Annotated in this window: 14 protein-coding genes; 6 read left to right on the plus strand and 8 right to left on the minus strand. The window is 59.9% G+C overall.

The window, feature by feature from the left end:
- Window positions 1–10 precede the first annotated feature (10 nt).
- From E8E91_RS18365 to E8E91_RS18385, 5 genes are all read right to left on the minus strand, one after another.
- A complete protein-coding gene (locus E8E91_RS18365) occupies window positions 11–2,266 on the minus strand; it encodes an arginine/lysine/ornithine decarboxylase (RefSeq protein ID WP_280377595.1) in 2,256 nt (751 codons plus the stop codon).
- Between the two features lie 105 nt (window positions 2,267–2,371).
- Complete coding sequence (dnaQ, locus tag E8E91_RS18370; RefSeq protein ID WP_280377596.1) at window positions 2,372–3,133, minus strand: DNA polymerase III subunit epsilon; 762 nt, start codon at window positions 3,131–3,133, stop codon at window positions 2,372–2,374.
- Between the two features lie 255 nt (window positions 3,134–3,388).
- A complete protein-coding gene (locus E8E91_RS18375) occupies window positions 3,389–4,933 on the minus strand; it encodes an amino acid ABC transporter permease/ATP-binding protein (RefSeq protein ID WP_280377598.1) in 1,545 nt (514 codons plus the stop codon).
- Between the two features lie 50 nt (window positions 4,934–4,983).
- Entirely contained in the window at window positions 4,984–5,775 is a 792-nt protein-coding gene (locus tag E8E91_RS18380; RefSeq protein ID WP_280377600.1) for an ABC transporter substrate-binding protein, read from the minus strand.
- Between the two features lie 106 nt (window positions 5,776–5,881).
- On the minus strand, window positions 5,882–6,637 hold the full coding sequence (locus E8E91_RS18385) for a class II aldolase/adducin family protein (RefSeq protein WP_280377603.1): 756 nt from the start codon (window positions 6,635–6,637) through the stop codon (window positions 5,882–5,884).
- A 172-nt stretch (window positions 6,638–6,809) separates the two neighbouring features.
- Between E8E91_RS18385 and E8E91_RS18390 the strand changes: the two genes are divergently transcribed.
- Window positions 6,810–7,715, plus strand: a complete 906-nt coding sequence (locus tag E8E91_RS18390) for a LysR family transcriptional regulator (RefSeq protein WP_280377606.1) — start codon at window positions 6,810–6,812, stop codon at window positions 7,713–7,715.
- 298 nt (window positions 7,716–8,013) lie between these two features.
- Here the strand turns inward: E8E91_RS18390 and rnhA are convergent, their stop codons facing one another.
- Window positions 8,014–8,457 carry a ribonuclease HI gene (gene rnhA, locus E8E91_RS18395; protein ID WP_151134914.1) on the minus strand — a complete coding sequence of 148 codons (444 nt, stop codon included), beginning with the start codon at window positions 8,455–8,457 and terminating at the stop codon, window positions 8,014–8,016.
- Window positions 8,458–9,222 (minus strand): methyltransferase domain-containing protein, encoded by a 765-nt coding sequence (locus E8E91_RS18400; protein ID WP_280377609.1) that lies wholly within the window; start codon window positions 9,220–9,222, stop codon window positions 8,458–8,460.
- Between the two features lie 61 nt (window positions 9,223–9,283).
- On the opposite strand from E8E91_RS18400, the gene gloB reads away from it, so the two are divergent.
- Together gloB and E8E91_RS18410 are read left to right on the plus strand one after the other, a co-directional pair.
- On the plus strand, window positions 9,284–10,063 hold the full coding sequence (gloB, locus tag E8E91_RS18405; RefSeq protein WP_280377610.1) for a hydroxyacylglutathione hydrolase: 780 nt from the start codon (window positions 9,284–9,286) through the stop codon (window positions 10,061–10,063).
- Between the two features lie 98 nt (window positions 10,064–10,161).
- The gene (locus tag E8E91_RS18410; protein ID WP_280377612.1) at window positions 10,162–11,757 is read left to right on the plus strand and encodes a LysM peptidoglycan-binding domain-containing protein; all 1,596 of its coding nucleotides are present in this window, start codon (window positions 10,162–10,164) and stop codon (window positions 11,755–11,757) included.
- A gap of 45 nt (window positions 11,758–11,802) precedes the next feature.
- On the opposite strand, the gene E8E91_RS18415 is transcribed toward E8E91_RS18410, so the two are convergent.
- Entirely contained in the window at window positions 11,803–13,248 is a 1,446-nt protein-coding gene (locus E8E91_RS18415) for an HDOD domain-containing protein (protein ID WP_280377614.1), read from the minus strand.
- 236 nt (window positions 13,249–13,484) lie between these two features.
- Here E8E91_RS18415 and E8E91_RS18420 point away from each other — a divergent pair, with 236 nt between their 5' ends.
- Genes E8E91_RS18420 through E8E91_RS18430 form a run of 3 tightly spaced genes read left to right on the plus strand, consistent with a single transcriptional unit; the run spans window position 13,485 to window position 18,241 of the window.
- A complete protein-coding gene (locus E8E91_RS18420; protein ID WP_280377616.1) occupies window positions 13,485–15,311 on the plus strand; it encodes an extracellular solute-binding protein in 1,827 nt (608 codons plus the stop codon).
- Window positions 15,308–17,155 carry an extracellular solute-binding protein gene (locus tag E8E91_RS18425; RefSeq protein ID WP_280377618.1) on the plus strand — a complete coding sequence of 616 codons (1,848 nt, stop codon included), beginning with the start codon at window positions 15,308–15,310 and terminating at the stop codon, window positions 17,153–17,155. Before E8E91_RS18420 ends, E8E91_RS18425 begins: the two co-directional genes overlap by 4 nt.
- Window positions 17,156–18,241 carry a microcin C ABC transporter permease YejB gene (locus tag E8E91_RS18430; protein WP_280377620.1) on the plus strand — a complete coding sequence of 362 codons (1,086 nt, stop codon included), beginning with the start codon at window positions 17,156–17,158 and terminating at the stop codon, window positions 18,239–18,241. It abuts the gene before it with no gap.
- The last annotated feature ends 2 nt before the right edge of the window (window positions 18,242–18,243 follow it).

Consider the following 18,243-nt stretch of genomic DNA (forward strand, 5'->3'; position numbering starts at 1 on the left):
GCAAGCCGATTTATTCCCTGATGCAGTCCACTGTATAGCAGCGACCTGTAGGACTTTCCTGACAGTTAAGCCCATGCACGTCGATATCGAAGCCCGGGAAGCTCAGGTCGAAGGTCCGCGCGAACTCCAGGTAGTCGATGATCGCGCGGGTTTCCGACGTAAAGCGCTCGCCCGGCATGATCAGTGGAATGCCCGGCGGATAAGGCACCAGCATCACGGCCGCGATGCGCCCCTGTAGCTTGTCCAGGGGCACCGGCTCCACCTCGCCGCGCACCAGCTTGTCGTAGGCGTCAGCCGGCTTCATCGCCAGCTCCGGCAGCTTGGTGTACATGCGTCGCAGCGCCTTGGGCGTAGCGCTATTGCGGTAGCAGGTGTGGAGTGCGTCGCAGAGGTCGCGCAGCCCCATGCCGGCGTAGCGCGCGCCATGGGCAGTGGCAATGGAAGGCAGCGCCTCGGCCAGGGGCTGGTTGGCGTCGTAGCCGCGCTTGAACTCCAGGAGCTCGGTAAGCAGCGTGCTCCACTTGCCCTTGGTGATGCCCATGGAGAACAGCACCAGGAAGGAATAGAGACCGGTCTTCTCGACCACCAGACCGCGCTCCCAGAGGAACTTGCTGACCACCGCCGCCGGAATGCCCTGCTCGCCCAGCTTGCCGTCCGCGGTAAGGCCGGGTGTCACCAGGGTGACCTTGATCGGGTCGAGTAGCACGTAGTCGTCCACCACATCGCCGAAGCCGTGCCAGTCGGCGTCCGGGCTCAGCAGCCAGTCTTCCGTTACCACTGCGTCGGCCCCTTCCACCAGTGGCGGCTCCCAGATATCGAACCACCAGTCGTCCGCCGCCAGGTTCTGCCAGACATTGGCCAGGGCGCGACGGAAACGCAGGGCTTCGTCGAAGGTTTCCTGGATGAGCGAACGCCCGGCCGGCCCTTCCATCATTGCCGAGGCCACGTCGAGGGAAGCGATGATGCCGTACTGGGGCGAGGTGGAGATGTGCATCATGAAGGCTTCGTTGAAGCGGTGCCGGTCCAGCTGGCGCGTACCGCCATCCTGCACGTGGATCATCGAGGCCTGGCTGAAGGCCGCCAGCAGCTTGTGGGTCGAATGGGTGGTGAACACCAGCGGCGAATGCTCCTCCCGTTGAGTGCACATGCCATAGCGCCCGGCGTAGAACTCGTGGAAGGCGGCGTAGGCATACCAGGCCTCGTCGAAGTGCAGCACTTCCACCGAATCGCCCAGGGCCTGCTTGATCAGCTCGGCGTTGTAGCAGAGCCCGTCGTAGGTGGAGTTGGTCACCACGGCCAGCTTGACCTTCGGCGCGCGGCCCTTGGCCAGGGGGCTGGCGTCGATCTTCGCCTGGATCGATTCGCGGCTGAATTCGCTCAGGGGGATCGGTCCGATGATGCCCAGTTCATTGCGTTCCGGCGTCAGGTAGAGCGGGATGGCGCCGGTCATGATGATCGAGTGGACGATGGACTTGTGGCAGTTGCGGTCCACCAGCACCAGATCGTCGCGGCCGACCATGGAATGCCAGACGATCTTGTTCGCCGTCGACGTGCCATTGATGACGAAGAAGGTGTGGTCGGCGCCGAAGTTCTGGGCAGCCCTGGCTTCGGCCTCGGCCAGCGGGCCGGTGTGATCCAGCAGAGAGCCCAGCTCCGGCACCGACACCGAGAGGTCCGAGCGCAGCGTGTTCTCGCCGAAGAACTGGTGGAAGGCCTGTCCCACCGGGCTTTTGCGGTAGGCCACACCACCGCCGTGCCCAGGCGTGTGCCAGGAGTAGTTAGATTGCGCGGTGTGCTCCACCAGGGCGCGGAAGAACGGCGGCAGCAGCCCTTCCAGGTAATTGCGCGCGGCGCGGGCCACCTGACGGGCGAGGAAGGGCACGGTGTCTTCGTAGAGATAGAGCAGGCCACGCAACTGGTTGAGGTCGGCCATGGCCTCGGCCGGTGCGTTCTCGATGGTCACCTGTTCACCGAGGGCAAAGATCGGCAGCTGCGGCGCGCGAACCCGGGCAACGCGGATCAACTCCACCATGTCCTGCAACAGGCGCTGGTTCTCCCCGGCGCCCTCGGCAGCAACGAGGATGCAGGCGAGCCCGTGGTGGGTGGAGGCGACGATGCGGCCTTCGGCGGAGCTGGCGGTGGGAAGGATGGTGAAACCGTCCTGCTCCAGTTCGCGGGCTATGGCGCGAACCCGGTCGCCGGCAACGGTGTCAGCCTTGATATCGCGATGGACGATGAGGACGGGGAACTTGAGCTCTTTGTACATTGTTGCTCCCTGAGGGGCGGGCTCGGCCCACCTTTCTCCTCAGGGTAGAAGCTCACTCGCGGGGGCGGTACCCCCGCTGCCTCAGGCTGTACGTAAAGGTCGCAATCAGGAAGCCGGCGGCGTTTCCATCTGCACCCAGAGCGCAGGTGCCCCAGCGGATTTCTCGATGATCGCCAGGCGCGCGGCGTGGGCGGCCAGTTCTTCTTCACTGGCCCGGATGACCCGGCTCCGCGCGCGATCGGCCGGCAGGCGGCGAATCGGCGAAGCCTGCGCACGGCCACCGCTGCCATCACCACCGTCCCCGGCGAGGGAGAGGTTGGTCTGGCCGCCGGTCATCGCCAGGTAGACATCGGCGAGGATCTCGGCGTCGAGCAGTGCGCCGTGCAGTTCGCGGTTGGAGTTGTCGACGTCGTAGCGCTTGCACAGGGCGTCGAGGCTGTTGCGCTGCCCCGGATGGCGTTCGCGGGCCATCAGCAAGGTGTCGAGCACCGTGCAGTACTCGGTGACGTCGCTTCGATCGCTCTGCCCCTGCAGCGCGAACTCGTTGTTGATGAAGCCGATGTCGAACGCCGCGTTGTGGATGATCAGCTCGGCGCCCTTGATGAACTCGAAGAACTCGTCGGCGATGTCCTTGAAGCGCGGCTTGCCCACCAGGAACTCGTTGGTGATGCCGTGTACCGCGATGGCGCCTTCATCCACCTCGCGGTCAGGTTGCAGGTAAACGTGGAAGTGCCGCCCGGTCAGGCGACGGCCTTCCATCTCGACGCAGCCGATCTCGATGACCCGGTGGCCATCGGTGACCGGCATGCCCGTAGTTTCGGTGTCCAGTACTACCCTTCGGTTAGTAGCGTTGTTGCAAACAGTCATTACATTTCCCCTGAAAACGCGCGCCGAATCTTAACACGCCGGGCGAAAACCATCGCAACGACCGGTGATCAGACGTAAGGGATTTTCCAAAAAGAGATCATCAGCATTTCCAGTGACCCAACTGAAATGCCAAGACCTGCATTATCTGAAGTTGGCATAGAATATTTTCCGGGTCATGCATAGGCGAAAGAACTTCAACCCAACCCTTAAAAAATAAATGCGGGAGAACCCGCATTTATTCTTGCGACACTTACCCTACGAAACAGCGCGAGCTTTTTCCACTTCCGGTTCGGACAAGCCAATGAACCGCCTGACTCTTTCAGCAGAAACTTCCTCTCTAATCTCCTCGGGAGACGCATCAAACTGAATAGCTCCATTTTCCATAAACACAACTCTATCCGAAATGGACATTGCGAATTCCATTTCATGGGTCACAATTATTAACGTCATCCCCTCGTCCGCCAACCCCTTGATCACCTCCAGCACCTCACCAACCAGCTCAGGATCTAACGCGGAGGTGGGCTCATCAAACAACATGATATCCGGAGACATCGCGAGTGCGCGCGCAATAGCAACTCGCTGCTGTTGACCGCCTGATAGCTGATGCGGGTATTTGCATGAATGCGCAAGAAGCCCTACTCGATCTAAAAGTGAATAGGCATTTAGTCGGCTTTCACGCTTGCAACCCCCATGATATTGGGGAGCAAGTGTAATATTCTCAACAAGAGTACGATGAGGAAATAAGTTGAATCCCTGAAACACCATGCCGATATGTTTTACACGCTGACGGAAGGTTCGCTGCTTACCCCCCACCGCAGCGCCACTCTCAATGAAATCTCGACCAAAAAGCCTAATACTTCCCTGATTGATATCTTCCAGCCCATTTATAGTTCTGATGAGGGAGGTTTTTCCTGATCCGGACGGACCGATTATAGAAACGACCTCTCCCCTCTTGACCTCCAAGTCGACGCCTTTGAGGACCTCATGACTGCCATAGCTCTTATGTATTCCAAGCAATTGCAAAACAGGCTCACTACTAATGGAGTGCGGCTGGTGGCGTTTTTTATATCCAGCAGCCTGACTCCTCAGTGCGAGCGTCTGATCTGAATCCAGGGTTTGGGGTTTACGCCGATTCAAATCGAGAGACAATTCGAAGCGCTCAAGGAAGAACCCGAAGACTGTCACGATCAAGACGTAGTAAACGCCCACGGCAGCAAGAGTTTCCATAACCAGGAAATTCTGCGCATAAAGACGTTGTCCAACAGTGAGAATTTCCGTGAGGGAGATGACTGAGGCAAGGGACGTTAGCTTAACAATCGTAACGTATTCGTTGATCAGCGTAGGAAGCGATATTCGAATCGCCTGTGGAATCACGATAAGCCACTGGGCGCCAATTGTTCCAATAGCCAATGCTTTTCCAGCCTCTCGTTGCCCCTTGGCTACAGAAATCAATCCCCCCCGATGGATCTCAGCCATATAGGCCGCTTCGGTTATGACGAGCGCAATGAGAGCTGCCCAAAATGGGTTGGAAAGCAAACCTCCGGAAGCCGGAATCAACTGCGGAAGATTGTAGACAAAGACTATGAGTACCAGTAACGGAACACTGCGAAAGAACCAGATGTAGACTGATGCAGGGCTTCTAAGTAGCGGCGAACTGGACAGCTTTGCCATCGCTAGCAGGAACCCTAGCATTCCACCCAAGATCCAGGCTGCGGCACTTAGCTTTATGACTTGCAAGCAAGCCATCCAGAACGACTCGAGGGTAAACAGGGATGCGAAATAATTCCAATCGAACGACATATTTGCCTCTCAATAGCGCCAGCCACTATCAGCGTAGCGCTATGCACTTATTATTCTGAAACTGGTTCTAGGCTATATTTTTTTAGAATTTCGTAGTATTCCCCGCTTGCCCTGCTCTGCGCCAAGGCCTTGGATATCTCCGCGTACGTCGAATCGTTCCCTTTCTTTACAAAAATCCCCAGCACCTCTGGAGAAATCAGATTCTTTGAACTAATTACCACCCGCCCTCTTGTGCGCTCAGAAATCATATGAGCGGCACCAGCAATTTCGACTTGAGCTTCAACATTGCCAGATAACAAGGCTTGAGTTGCCTCAGGCGCAGAGGGGTACTCACTAAGTGTGACGGCGGGTTTTTGGTTAGGAAGGCAATAACTCTGAGAAAGCTTTTGCAGCTTAGGCAGCCAGGAGTTTCCTTGCTCCAGTCCGACTTTCTTGCCGCATAATTCTTCCGGGGTTTGAGGCTGAAACTCATTCCCCCGCGTCACCAATATTGCCGACCCTGTCATGGCGTAGGGGATCACCAGCGCCTGAAGCTTTCTTTCTTCAGTTATATACATCCCAGAAATGATAGCGTCGTACTTGTTCGAATTGAGTCCATTGATCAAATTAAGGAATTTTGTATCAACAAACTCTACGGTTCTTCCCAATGCCGTGGCGATTGACCTTGCAAGTTCAGGATCAGAACCGACAATATTGTTATTCTCGTCGTAGGACTCGAACGGTGGATAGGTGATCTCCATACCTATTTTCAGTGAAGCCTGCTCTTCGGAAGCGGCAACTCCAGCCCACCCACCCAAAAGCACTAAATACCCAAGCCCAATTGCGAGCGCTTGCTTTTTCATAGCTTTATCACCATCCACAAGGCACACACCAAGGTTTACGCGGAAACTTTAGTTGCGCGCAACGATGTTTACTTTGTAATTAACCAACCAGATCAGCACGTATTACTCAGCGGCAATACGAATCTTTTTGTGATGAAACTATTTGAAGCGCTCCCTGCCACGCCAACTCCACGATTCCGCATTCGAAGTCAGCCGCGAATGTTTCATAGGTCTTTTGGCACATTTCAGGATCAGGAATAACGACACTCTGGTCAGTGCTTCTGATTTGCAAATGAATCTGGCAAGCCCGCTCCAGCATGTAAACACTGTGGAATGCTTCGCCAATGGTGCGCCCGCCGACAATGATCCCATGGTTGTGTAGTAGCATTGCATTGGCGTCACCAAGACTTTCAATCATCGCTTTCTCTTCCAGCTTGGTGTCGATAAAAGACCCATAAGTGTGATATCTCAACTGCCCGTAAAACTTCATTGCATGCTGAGACAATGGCAGAAGCCCTTCCTCAAGCGTCGAGACGGCGATCCCTGCGGCAGTGTGAGTATGAATCACGCACTTCATGTCCGGTCTAGCCCGGTGAATGGAAGAGTGAATTACAGCCCCCGCAATATTCATTGGTCCGTCCGTTTTTCCTTGATCGACAGGAACCCCATCAAGGTCAATTTTCACAAGATCGCTTGCGCGCATCTTCTCGAACGGCACGCCATATTTATTTATTAGAAAGCATCCTGGCTCTCCAGGAATACATGCGGAAGCGTGGGAATCGACGAGGTCCGTCATTCGATAATAGGCCAGCAGGCGAAATAGCGCTGCGAGATCGCAGCGAACCGACCATTCCTGCGGACTAAATTCATCGGGCAAATTCATATAGGCATCCTCTTTTTGTGTTATTTAGAGGAACACTATTGAATTCCACCGATAGCGCATACTCACATTTTATTATATTATTTATTCGCCAAGCCAATGGAGGGTCTAGCACGTGGGCTTCAGACAAACTACTGCATCAAACTCTGGAGAGCCTCGATCCGTTAGCGAGCGCATGGACTGGAATCTTCTGAAAACGTTCTGTGCCGTTGCGACCGAAAAAAGTATCAGCAGAGGCGCAGAAAGGCTGCATCTGTCTCAACCCGCCGTCAGTCAGGCAATCAAGCGACTGGAGGAGCAGCTCGGATGCACGCTGATTGACAGAGACAGTCATCGATTCGAGTTGACAGATATAGGATCTTCTCTTTTTAGAGTGTCGCTAACGGCTCGACAAAGCATCCGAGAGATTGACGCTATAGTCGACAAGACACGCAGTAATGTTAAAGGCAGCATTCGCCTATTAACCGTCAGCGGAGTGAGCTGTCCGGAGTACGATGATGTCTTGCGTGGCATACACCAAGACCACCCTGGAATCACTTTTAGTATTGAAGTGGCGTCAACCCAGGAAATAATAAGCGCCCTGCACCGAAACGACTCGACTTTCGGCATTGGCATTAGCCAGCCCGGCGATATTGACATAAATCAGCTCATACTCAGCCGAGAACGAACCTTTTTCTACTGCAGCAACTTGCACCCCCTATTCAATGACAACAATGTAACACCTGAAAAAATCAAGTCATCTAAACTCGTGAGCTTTTCAGGCGAGTCACTAGGGGGAACCCTGCCAAAACTATCAGAGCATTATGGCAGCAATTACATACGCCACAATATATCAGCGTCCTCAGCGAATACAGGTGAGGTCTTGCGGTTGGTTTTGGCAGGCCTGGGTGTAAGTTCACTCCCTGAACATTTATGCAGAGAGTATGAGGAGCGTGGACTTCTGCGAAAACTCATGCCTGAAATGAACGTTTGCGAGGTATTGATTGTATTGATGTGGAGCGTTCACCAAGTACGCACGCAAGCCGAAGAGATCTTCTTGAAAAGAATGCAAGCCGCATTAGGTCACATGAATTCGGCCTGATCTCTAACTCATCGGCCACAGCCCGATATGGGCCATTTTCTTCGCTAGCGGATCGCCAATCATCCGCTTAACGAGCACGCCCCAAATTCAGATGTAAACGGCAGAAGACTGAATTAGCTCACCGCTTATATTCTGGCGCCGTCAAGGTTGGAAGCTGGCCTGCAACACCTCTTGGACGGACTCTCACGCCCCACCCTGCCAAGGCCTCGAATGAGAGCCTGTTTACACTGTTGGCGAGTGGACGGGAGAGTCCTGCATAGCGCGAGTTCAGAACCTGAGGTGGCCGCAAAGGGCCAATCTAGCGGGCACCCAGCTCGCTTACACCCCGATTCGCCAACTGGTCGGCGCGCTCGTTGCCGGGGTGGCCGGTATGGCCGCGCACCCACTGCCAGCGCACGTTATGGCGATTGACCTGTTCGTCCAGCGCCTGCCAGAGGTCGGCATTTTTTACCGGCTGCTTGGCGGCGGTCTTCCAGCCGCGCTTCTTCCAGTTGGGCATCCACTCGGTGATGCCCTGCATCACGTACTGGGAGTCGGTGATGATCTTCACCTCGCAGGAACGCTTCAGTGCCACCAGGCCCATGATGGCGGCCATCAGCTCCATGCGGTTGTTGGTGGTATCGCGCTCGCCGCCCCAGAGCTCGCGCTCGGCGCCCTTGTAGACCAGCAATGCCCCCCAGCCGCCCGGGCCGGGATTGCCCTTGCAGGCGCCGTCGGTATAGATCTCGACCAGATCGCTCACTTAAGCCTCATGTTTCGAATCGCACCGGCTGACCTTGGCAACTGGCATGGGAACCAGTTTGCCCATGGGTTCACGCCGGGGCTGACGCAGCGGCCGCAAGCCGATCACCAGCTTGCGCGCCACCAATAGATAGAAGCCCGCACCGAACCCTTGTCCGGCGGCGCCCCAGCGCTCCAGGCGGGCCAGGCGGGTTTGCCAGGCGGCTGAAGCGAGCGGCGGACGATAGCACCCGAAGCGGCGTTTCTCCAGCGCGAAGCCCAGTAGGTTGAGCCAGTCGCAGACCTTCGCGGGCGAGATGCAACGCGCCTGGCGCAGGGCGTCCCGGGCGAAATAGTGCCGCACGCCCCAGGCGCTCCAGGGATTGACCCCGACGATGATCAGATGGCCGCCAGGGCGTACGCTGCGGGCCGCTTCGCGCAGCAAACTGTGGGGCGAGAGGCAGAAATCCAGGCCGTGCTGCAGTACCACTACGTCTGCAGCGTGCTCGCTGAGGGGCCAGGCGGCTTCTTCACAGGCGATTTCCACCCCTGGCAACGGCGCACCGAGGTGTACGCTGCGCTGGATCTGCTTGGCGCCCGGAGGCAGCTCCGCGCGCGGACCGTAGTGCACCAGGTAGCCGCCGAAGTATCTCGCCAGTTCGTCTTCCAGCAAACGTTGCTCTTCGAACAGCATCAGGCCGCCCAAGGGGCCGGAAAACCAGGAGCGGGCTCCGGTGATCAGCTCCAGCCAGTCGGCATCGGCTTGGGCGAATGCTTTCTCGGTCATGGCAATCTCCTGCGTCAGAGCCCTAAGATGCTCCATTGCTCTCAGCTTGGCGACTCCCTTCATGATCCAGATCGACGCCCTCCCCGCCTTTTCCGACAACTACCTCTGGCTGCTGCAGGATGCCGACACCCGCCGCTGCGCCGTGGTCGATCCCGGTGATGCCGCGCCGGTGTTGGCCTGGCTCGACGCCCATCCCGGCTGGACGCTGACCGACATCCTGGTCACCCATCATCACCACGACCACGTCGGCGGCGTGGCGCGCCTGAAGGAAGCCAGCGGCGCCCGTGTCCTGGGCCCGGCCCAGGAGAAGATCCCGGCGCGTGACCTCGCCTTGGGCGATGGCGACACCGTGCAAGTTCTCGGCCTGGACTTCCAGGTGTTCGAGGTGCCCGGCCATACCCTGGGGCATATCGCCTATTACCATGCGGACAACGACCGCCCACTGCTGTTCTGCGGAGATACGCTGTTCGCCGCCGGTTGCGGCCGCCTGTTCGAAGGCACTCCGGACCAGATGCACCACTCCCTGAGCCGCCTGGCCGCGCTACCGGCGGCCACACTGGTGTTCTGCACCCACGAATACACCCTCAGCAACCTGCGCTTCGCCAAGGCGGTCGAGCCCGGCAACCACGCCACTTCCGAGCGTTTCGACACCGTCACCCGGCTGCGCGAACAGGGTGGTATCAGCCTGCCATCGAACATCGCCCTGGAACGGGCCACCAACCCCTTCCTGCGGGTGGCTGAAACATCCGTTAAACAAGTGGCCGACGAGCGGGTCGGCCGGGACAACGCTACGCCCGCCGAGGTCTTCGCGGTTCTACGCGCTTGGAAGGATCAGTTCTGAACACTCGGTCAGGCTGTGGCCGACTGGTGAAAACTTGACCAGCCATAGGTCGGTTCCTAGAATCCCCGAACTTTTTTGCCGGAAAAACCCCACAGCCAATGTTGTCTTCGCCGATCAAAACCTTCGACCTGGATGCATTGGCACGAGCCGCGCGCGCGCTCGTCGTGGTGTGCGCCGCCACACTTGCCGGCTGTTCGGGCATGGGTCAAAAGGACGACGACCAGGGTCGGGATACCGACCGCGCCCTGGACATGAACCAGCAGACCCAGTGGCTGGAAGAAGCCGAGACCGAGCGTGAACCCCAGGACATCTGGGAGCGCATGCGCAACGGCTTCAAGCTGCAGGACGAGATTGGCGTCAACCCGCGTGTCGAGCGCCAACGCCTCTGGTACGTGAGCAAGCCCTCATTCCTGGAAAGCGCGAGCTCCCGCGGCAGCCTCTATATCCATTACGTGGTGGAGCGCCTGGAAGAGCGCAACATGCCCCTCGAACTGGCCCTGCTGCCCGTCGTGGAAAGCGCCTACAACCCCTTCGCCTATTCCCGTAGCCATGCCGTCGGCATCTGGCAGTTCATCCCGTCCACTGGCCGCCATTACAACCTGCGCCAGACCAACTGGTACGACGGTCGCCGCGACATCACCGCTTCCACCAACGCCGCGCTGAACTATCTGGATCGCCTGCACGAAATGTTCAACGGCGACTGGCTGCTGGCGCTGGCCGCCTACAACGCTGGCGAGGGCACCGTCAGCCGCGCCATCGAACGCAACCAGAAGCTCGGCCTGCCGACCGACTACTGGAACCTGCCGTTGCCCCAGGAAACCCAGGACTACGTCCCCAAACTGCTGGCCCTGTCACAACTGGTGATGGCGCCTGAAGCCTATGGCGTGAACCTCAGCCCCATCGCCAACGAGCCGTACTTCGAAGTGGTAGAGGTCAAGCAACAACGCCTCGATCTGTCCCAGGTCGCCGAACTGGCCGACATGGAAGCCGACGAGATGTACCAGCTCAATCCGGCCTTCAAGAAGCGCATCACCATGGACGGCCCGCAGCACCTGCTGGTGCCCACCGACAAGGCCGAACTGCTGACCGCCAACCTCGCCCTGATGAAGCCCAAGGAGCTGGTGGACTGGAAGCAATACCGCGTGCGCAACGGTGACAGCCTGCATGGCATCGCCAATCGCTACCACGTGACGGTCAAGACGCTGAAAGAGATCAACGGCCTCTCCAGCAATCACCTGCGGGTAGGCCAGCAGTTGAGCATTCCGGTCGAGCCGGGCCTCAAGCCCGATCAGCCGCTGTTCCAGAACGTCGCCAGCGCTCCCGCCCCGGCCCCGGCTCGCAGCCACAAGGTAAAGAGCGGTGACAACCTCTGGACCATCGCCCGCCAGTACAAGGTGGACGTGCAGGACATCAAGCGCTGGAACCAGCTCAAGGCCAATCACCTCAAGGCCGGCCAGGTGCTGAAGCTGCAAGGTGGCGCCACCCAGGTCGCCAGCGCCAGCAAGAGCAGGGGAAAAGGCAAGTCCAAGGGTGACGGCCGCGAGTCGGTGACCTACTACAAGGTCAAGCAGGGCGACTCGCTCTACCTGATCGCCAAGCGCTTCAACGTCGAGATGAAGCACCTGCAGCGCTGGAACCCGCGCAGTGGCGGCGGCCTGAAGCCGGGCCAGACACTGACCGTCTACCTGCCCTGATCCCCGCGCAGCCGGGCGGTTCATCCACCCGGCATGCCAATCCCGCTAGGACCTCTGCGCCATTGCCTCCAGGCATCTCCCCGCCGCCTGGGCGAAATGCTGGAACGCCACGAACTGCTCGTGCCTGAGCGCCCGCCCCGAAAGACGGCAATCGGCGTAGATGACTCCGATCTCGCGCTTGCCGGCCAATAGCGGCGCGATGAAGAACATCCCCTGCCCCAGCCACTCGCGCATCGGTCGCGTCACCAGATCATTCAGGCTGTAGCTCGCTGGCACTCCCATCCACAGAGTCTCGCGAGTGCGCAACGCGTAACTGAAGAGGCTGGGATTCTCGGGCTGGCTGGCCGGCAGGGCGAACCCCTCCAGCCAGCGCTCGCTGCCCTCCCCCAACGCCCGGCGCACGGTGAAACGGCTGCGCTGGTCGGTCAGCACGGCCACCATCACCCGCTCCAGCCCAGCGCCCTGGTGCAACCCCTGGAGCAAGGTATCCAGCACCAGATTGATATCCGCCTTGCGCGAAACCAGCATCCCCAGTTCCTGCAGGGCCTGCTGCATGATCAGCAGGTTCGGCTGCAACTGGCGCGCCTGGCGCTGCTCCCGCTGGAGCCGGATCTGCTCAGGATCGGTATGGGGAATCAGGTGGCAGAGCTTGCTGGCGCCAAAGGTCGTCGCCACCTTGACTGCTTCATCAGCGCTGGCCAGGACCTGCTGCATGGCCTCCTCGCGACTGAGCCCGACCTGGCTGGCCAGTTGTTCCACCAACTGCGCCATGGCCGGGGAGTCCCAACCCTGCAGCGCCGCTTCACTGATGCGCACGCCCAGGCTCACGGCCTTCACTGCGGGGTCACCCTGGGCCGAGCCCGCGTGGGCCAGGCTCGCCAGTTCGCCCAGGTTCCAGCTACGCACGAGACCAAGGGTCAACTGACGGAAGCTGGTACCCAGCACATCGCGCACTGCCTGATCGGCATCGACGCCCGGCTGCGCCAGCGCGGCGGCCAGTTCATCCGCCTGTTCGCCACCGCAGCCCCAGAACGCCAATTCGCCCAGGTTGTGCAGCAAGGCGGCGATGAACACCTCCTCCTGACTGCGCGCCAGCAGATAGCCGGCAATGTTTCGTGCCTGGACGGCGGCATGGAAGGACCGTGCAAGGAGCTCGGGAAGCTGTTCGCGTGGACCCCGGGTCAGGAGATTGTCGATCAGGCTCACCGAGAGCCCGATCAGGCGCACGTTCTCGAAGCCGATCAGGACGATGGCGCGAGAGATGGTGCGGATGGGTTCCTGGGAAGGGTTGTAGTAGACGCTGTTGGCGACCTTCAGCACCTTGGAGGTCAGGGTCGCGTCGCGCAGCAGCACATCAGCCAGCTGCTGCACGGAAGACTTGTCCTGTTGGGCCATCTGGTGCAAGTCCTGCACCACCGCGGCCAGAGCGGGTAATTCAGCCTCGTTGAGGCGGTCGATCCATGACTGCAAACCATGGCTGCGTTCACCCAAGATTGGCACCTCTGCGCAAATTTCCGGATGGGGGCCAGAATGCTGGCCAGCAACCCGCAGGCTGGCCCTTTTTTCTTGCCTGTACAAGCTGTTACTGTACTTGCCAGCCGTTACCGCCGACACCTGCGGCGCGTGACTTCCAACACGATTTCGCTGGCCCGACGCCCGCGCCATACCGCCAGCGAGGCCAGCGCCCACATGCCCGACACGATAGTCATGGATCGGACTTCCGCCTGATGCGTCGCCTTGCATTCATGCTCATCGGCCTGCTGGCTCAACCCTGCTTCGCCAGCCTTATTGAAAGTCACGGCTACGCCCAGTTCGGCACCCTGAAATATCCGGCCAACTTCGACCACTTCGACTGGGTCAATCCCAGTGCCCCCAAGGGTGGCACCCTGCGGGCCATGGCCTTCGGCACCTTCGACACCCTCAACCCGTATACCTTCAAGGGCACCAGCCCGGTTTCCACGCCCAATTTTCCGCAGTATGGCGTGACCGAGCTGAACGAGCCGCTGATGGTGGGCACCGGCCAGTACGACCCTTCCGGCGACGAGCCGGCCTCCAGCTACGGCCTGATCGCGAAAAGTGTCGAGTACAGCGAAGACCGAAGCTGGGTGGTGTTCAACCTGCGCGAAGAAGCCAAGTTCCACGACGGCAAGCCGATCACCGCCTATGACGTGGCCTTCTCCTACCGCACCCTGGTCAAGAACGGCCACCCGCAGTACCGCACCAGCCTGCAGGAAGTGAAGAGGGTCGACATCCTCAATCGCCACCGCATCCGCTTCGTGCTCAAGCGCGCCGGCAACCCACTGTTGATCCTGCGTCTTGGCGAGCTGCCGGTACTGCCCCAGCACTATTGGAAGGATCGCGACTTCAAGGCCACCACCTTCGAGCCACCGCTGGGCAGCGGCCCGTATCGCATCACCCAGGTCCAACCGGGGCGCAGCCTGGTGTTCGAACGGGTCAAGGACTGGTGGGGCGAACAGCTGCCGGCCAATCGCGGCAAGTACAACTTCGACCGGGTCGAAGTGGAGTTCTACCGCGACAGCAACGTCGCCTTCGAAGCCTTCAAGGCGGGCGAGTTCGACTTCTACATCGAGCATCAGGCGAAGAACTGGGCCAACGGCTATCGTTTCCCGGCCATCGCCAGGGGTGACGTGATCCGCGCCGAGATACCGCACCAGATCCCCACCCAGACCCAGGCACTGTTCATGAACACCCGTCGGGCCATGTTCGGTGACCGCAAGGTGCGCGAGGCGATGGGGCTGATGTTCGACTTCGAATGGACCAACCGCACCCTGTTCAACAACGCCTACATGCGCGCAGCCAGCTACTACCCGAACAGCGAGTTCAGTGCCGTGGGCAAGCCCGAAGGACACGAGTGGCTGCTGCTGTCGCCTCACCGCAAGGAGCTGCCGGAAGCGCTCTTCACCCAGCCGTTCCAGGTGCCGACCACCGAAGGTCGCGGCATCCCGCGGGAAACCCTTCGCCGCGCCCTCGGTCTATTGGCGGAAGCCGGCTGGAAGTTGTCCGGCCAGCGGCTGCTGAACGATCGCGGTCAACCGCTGCGATTCGAAATCCTGCTGGTCAACCCGAACCTTGAACGCATCCTTCAGCCCTATCGTGAAAACCTCGCCAGCATCGGTATCGACGTCAGCCTGCGCACGGTGGACCGCGCCCAATACAAGCAGCGCCTGGACCACTTCGACTACGACATGATCCTGATGACCCTGCCCCAAACCCTGAGCCCCGGCCTGGAGCAATACCTGTACTTCCACTCCAGCCAGGTGGGCGTGAAAGGCAGCAAGAACTACGCGGGCGTCGCCAACCCGGTGGCCGACGAACTGATCGACAAGCTCCTCGGCGCCCACAGCCGCGACGAGCAGCTGGCCGCCGCGCGCGCCCTCGACCGCACCCTGCTCTGGGAGCACTACAGCATCCCCAACTGGTACATCAACTATCACCGCCTGGCGTACCGCAACCGGTTCGCCTTCGTCACCACGCCGCCCTACACCCTGGGCCTGCGTGCCTGGTGGCTGAAGCCCACGGAGAACGCCCGATGAGCAAAACGCTGCGCACCCGTTGCCTTCAAGGCTGCGGCGCCCTGCTGCTGTCACTGGCCGGACTCGCCATCGCCGAGCCCAAATACGCCATCACCCTGTACGACGAACCCGCCAAGTACCCGGCCGACTTCAAGCACTTCTCCTGGGTCAACCCGGACGCCCCCAAAGGCGGCCTGCTACGTCTCTCCGGCGTCGGCGGCTTCGACAGCCTCAACCCCTTCATCCCGCGCGGCAACTCGGCGGACCAGCTCGGCCTGATCTATGACAGCCTGACCTTCCACTCCCCCGACGAACCCTTCACCGAATACGGCCTGCTTGCGGAGAAGATCGAGAAGGCGCCGGACAACAGCTACGTGCGCTTCTACCTGAACCCCAACGCGCGCTTCAACGACGGCCAGCCGGTGACCGCCGAAGACGTGGTCTTCACCTTCAATACCCTGGTCGAGCACGGCGATCCGATGTACCGCCACTACTATGCGGACGTGGCCAAGGTGGAGGCGGAGGACAAGCAGCGCGTGCGCTTCGACTTCAAGCATTCGGGCAACCGCGAGCTGCCTCTGATCCTCGGTCAGATCCAGGTGCTGCCCAAGCACTACTGGGACGGCCGCGACTTCGGCAAGACGGGCCTGGAGCCGCCGGTGGGCAGCGGTCCCTACCGCATCACCAAGGTGGATGCCGGCCGCTCGATCCGCTACGAGCGGGTCAAGGACTGGTGGGCCAAGGACCTGCCGGTGACCCGCGGCTACTACAACTTCGACGCCATCACGGTGGATTACTACCGCGACACGTCAGTTGCCCTGGAGGCCTTCAAGGCCGGGCAGTTCGACTTCAACCTGGAGTACTCCGCCAAGGACTGGGCCACCGGCTACGACAGCCCTGCCCTGCGCGCCGGCAAGATCGTCAAGGAAGCCATCCCGAACCATAACCCGACCGGCATGCAGGGCTTTGCCTTCAACATTCGCCGGCCGGTGTTCCAGGACCGTCGCGTGCGCGAGGCCATCGCCCTGCTGTTCGACTTCGAATGGGCCAACAAGCAGCTGTTCTTCAGCTCCTACAAGCGCACCAGCAGCTACTTCGAGAACTCGGAGATGGCCGCCCACGAGATGCCTGATGCCGATGAGCTGAAGATTCTCGAACCGCTGAAGGGCCAGGTGCCGGACGAGGTATTCACCCAGGTGTTCCAGCCGCCGGTCAGCGATGGCAGCGGCATCATCCGCGAACAGAAACGCCGCGCCTACCAACTGCTCATGGAAGCCGGCTACAAGATCGAGAATGACAAGATGGTCGGCCCGGACGGCAAGTCGCTGTCTTTCGAGATCATGATCGCCCAGGCCAACCTGGAGCGGGTGATCCTGCCGTTCAAGCGCAACCTGGCGGAACTGGGCATCGACCTGCAGATCCGCCGCGTGGATGTTTCCCAGTACATCAACCGACTGCGTTCCCGCGATTTCGACATGATCCCGGCCACCTGGGGCCAATCCAACTCGCCGGGCAACGAGCAGATGGAGTTCTGGCACTCGCGCAGCGCCGACAGCGCCGGCAGCCGCAACTTCATCGGCCTGCGCGACCCGGCCATCGACAAACTGGTGGAAGGCCTGATCCGCGCCGACTCGCGCCAGAGCCTGGTGGAGCACGCCCGCGCCCTTGACCGGGTGCTGCTGTGGGGTCATTACGTGGTGCCCAACTACTACGTGGACACCTACCGCGTGGCCTACTGGAAGCAGTTCCAGCGCCCGCAGCACACACCGCTCTACGACTTCGGCCTGATGACCTGGTGGCAGGTACCGGGCACGGAAGCTGCGAGCCAGCCCGAGCAACCCACTTCCGCGCCGGATGCCCAGTAAATGCTCGCCTACATATTGCGCCGACTGCTGCTGATCATTCCCACCCTGTTCGGCATCCTGCTGATCAACTTCATCATCATCCAGGCCGCCCCCGGCGGCCCCGTAGAGCAGATGATCGCCAAGCTGGAAGGCTTCGACGCCGCAGCGGGCGGCGCCACCGGACGGATATCCGGCGGCGGCTCGGAGGTGGCCACCGCGAGCTCCAACTACCGTGGAGCGCAGGGCCTGGACCCGGAACTGGTGGCCGAGATCGAGAAGATGTACGGCTTCGACAAGCCTCCCCATGAACGCTTCTGGCTGATGATCACCAACTACGCAAAGCTCGATTTCGGCAGCAGTTTCTTCCGCGACGCCAAGGTCACCGACCTGATCGCCGAAAAGCTGCCGGTATCCATCTCCCTCGGGCTCTGGAGCACCCTGATCATGTACCTGGTGTCCATCCCGCTAGGGATCGCCAAGGCGGTGCGCCATGGCAGTGCCTTCGACGTCTGGAGCAGCACGGCGATCATCGTCGGCTATGCCATCCCGGCCTTCCTCTTCGCCATCCTGCTGATCGTGCTGTTCGCCGGCGGCAGCTACTTCGACTGGTTCCCCCTGCGCGGCCTGACCTCGAACAACTTCGACGAGCTGAGCTTCACCGGCAAGATCCTCGACTACTTCTGGCACCTGGCCCTGCCGGTGACCGCCCTGGTGATCGGCAACTTCGCCACCCTCACCCTACTGACCAAGAACAGCTTCCTCGACGAGATCAACAAACAGTATGTGATCACCGCCCGTGCCAAGGGCCTTTCGGAGCGTCGCGTGCTCTACGGCCACATATTCCGCAATGCGATGCTGATCATCATCGCCGGTTTCCCCTCCGCCTTCATCGGCATCTTCTTCACCGGTTCTCTGCTGATCGAGGCGATATTTTCTCTCGACGGCATGGGCCTGATGAGCTTCGAGTCCGCCCTGAACCGTGACTATCCGGTGGTGTTTGGCACTCTCTTCATCTTCACCCTGCTTGGACTGGTTGTGAAACTGATAAGCGATCTCACCTATACCCTGGTCGATCCGCGTATCGACTTCGAAAGCCGGGAGGGCTGAGC

It is taken from the genome of Pseudomonas sp. BN515 (assembly GCF_029873155.1).
Taxonomy (GTDB): Bacteria; Pseudomonadota; Gammaproteobacteria; order Pseudomonadales; family Pseudomonadaceae; genus Metapseudomonas.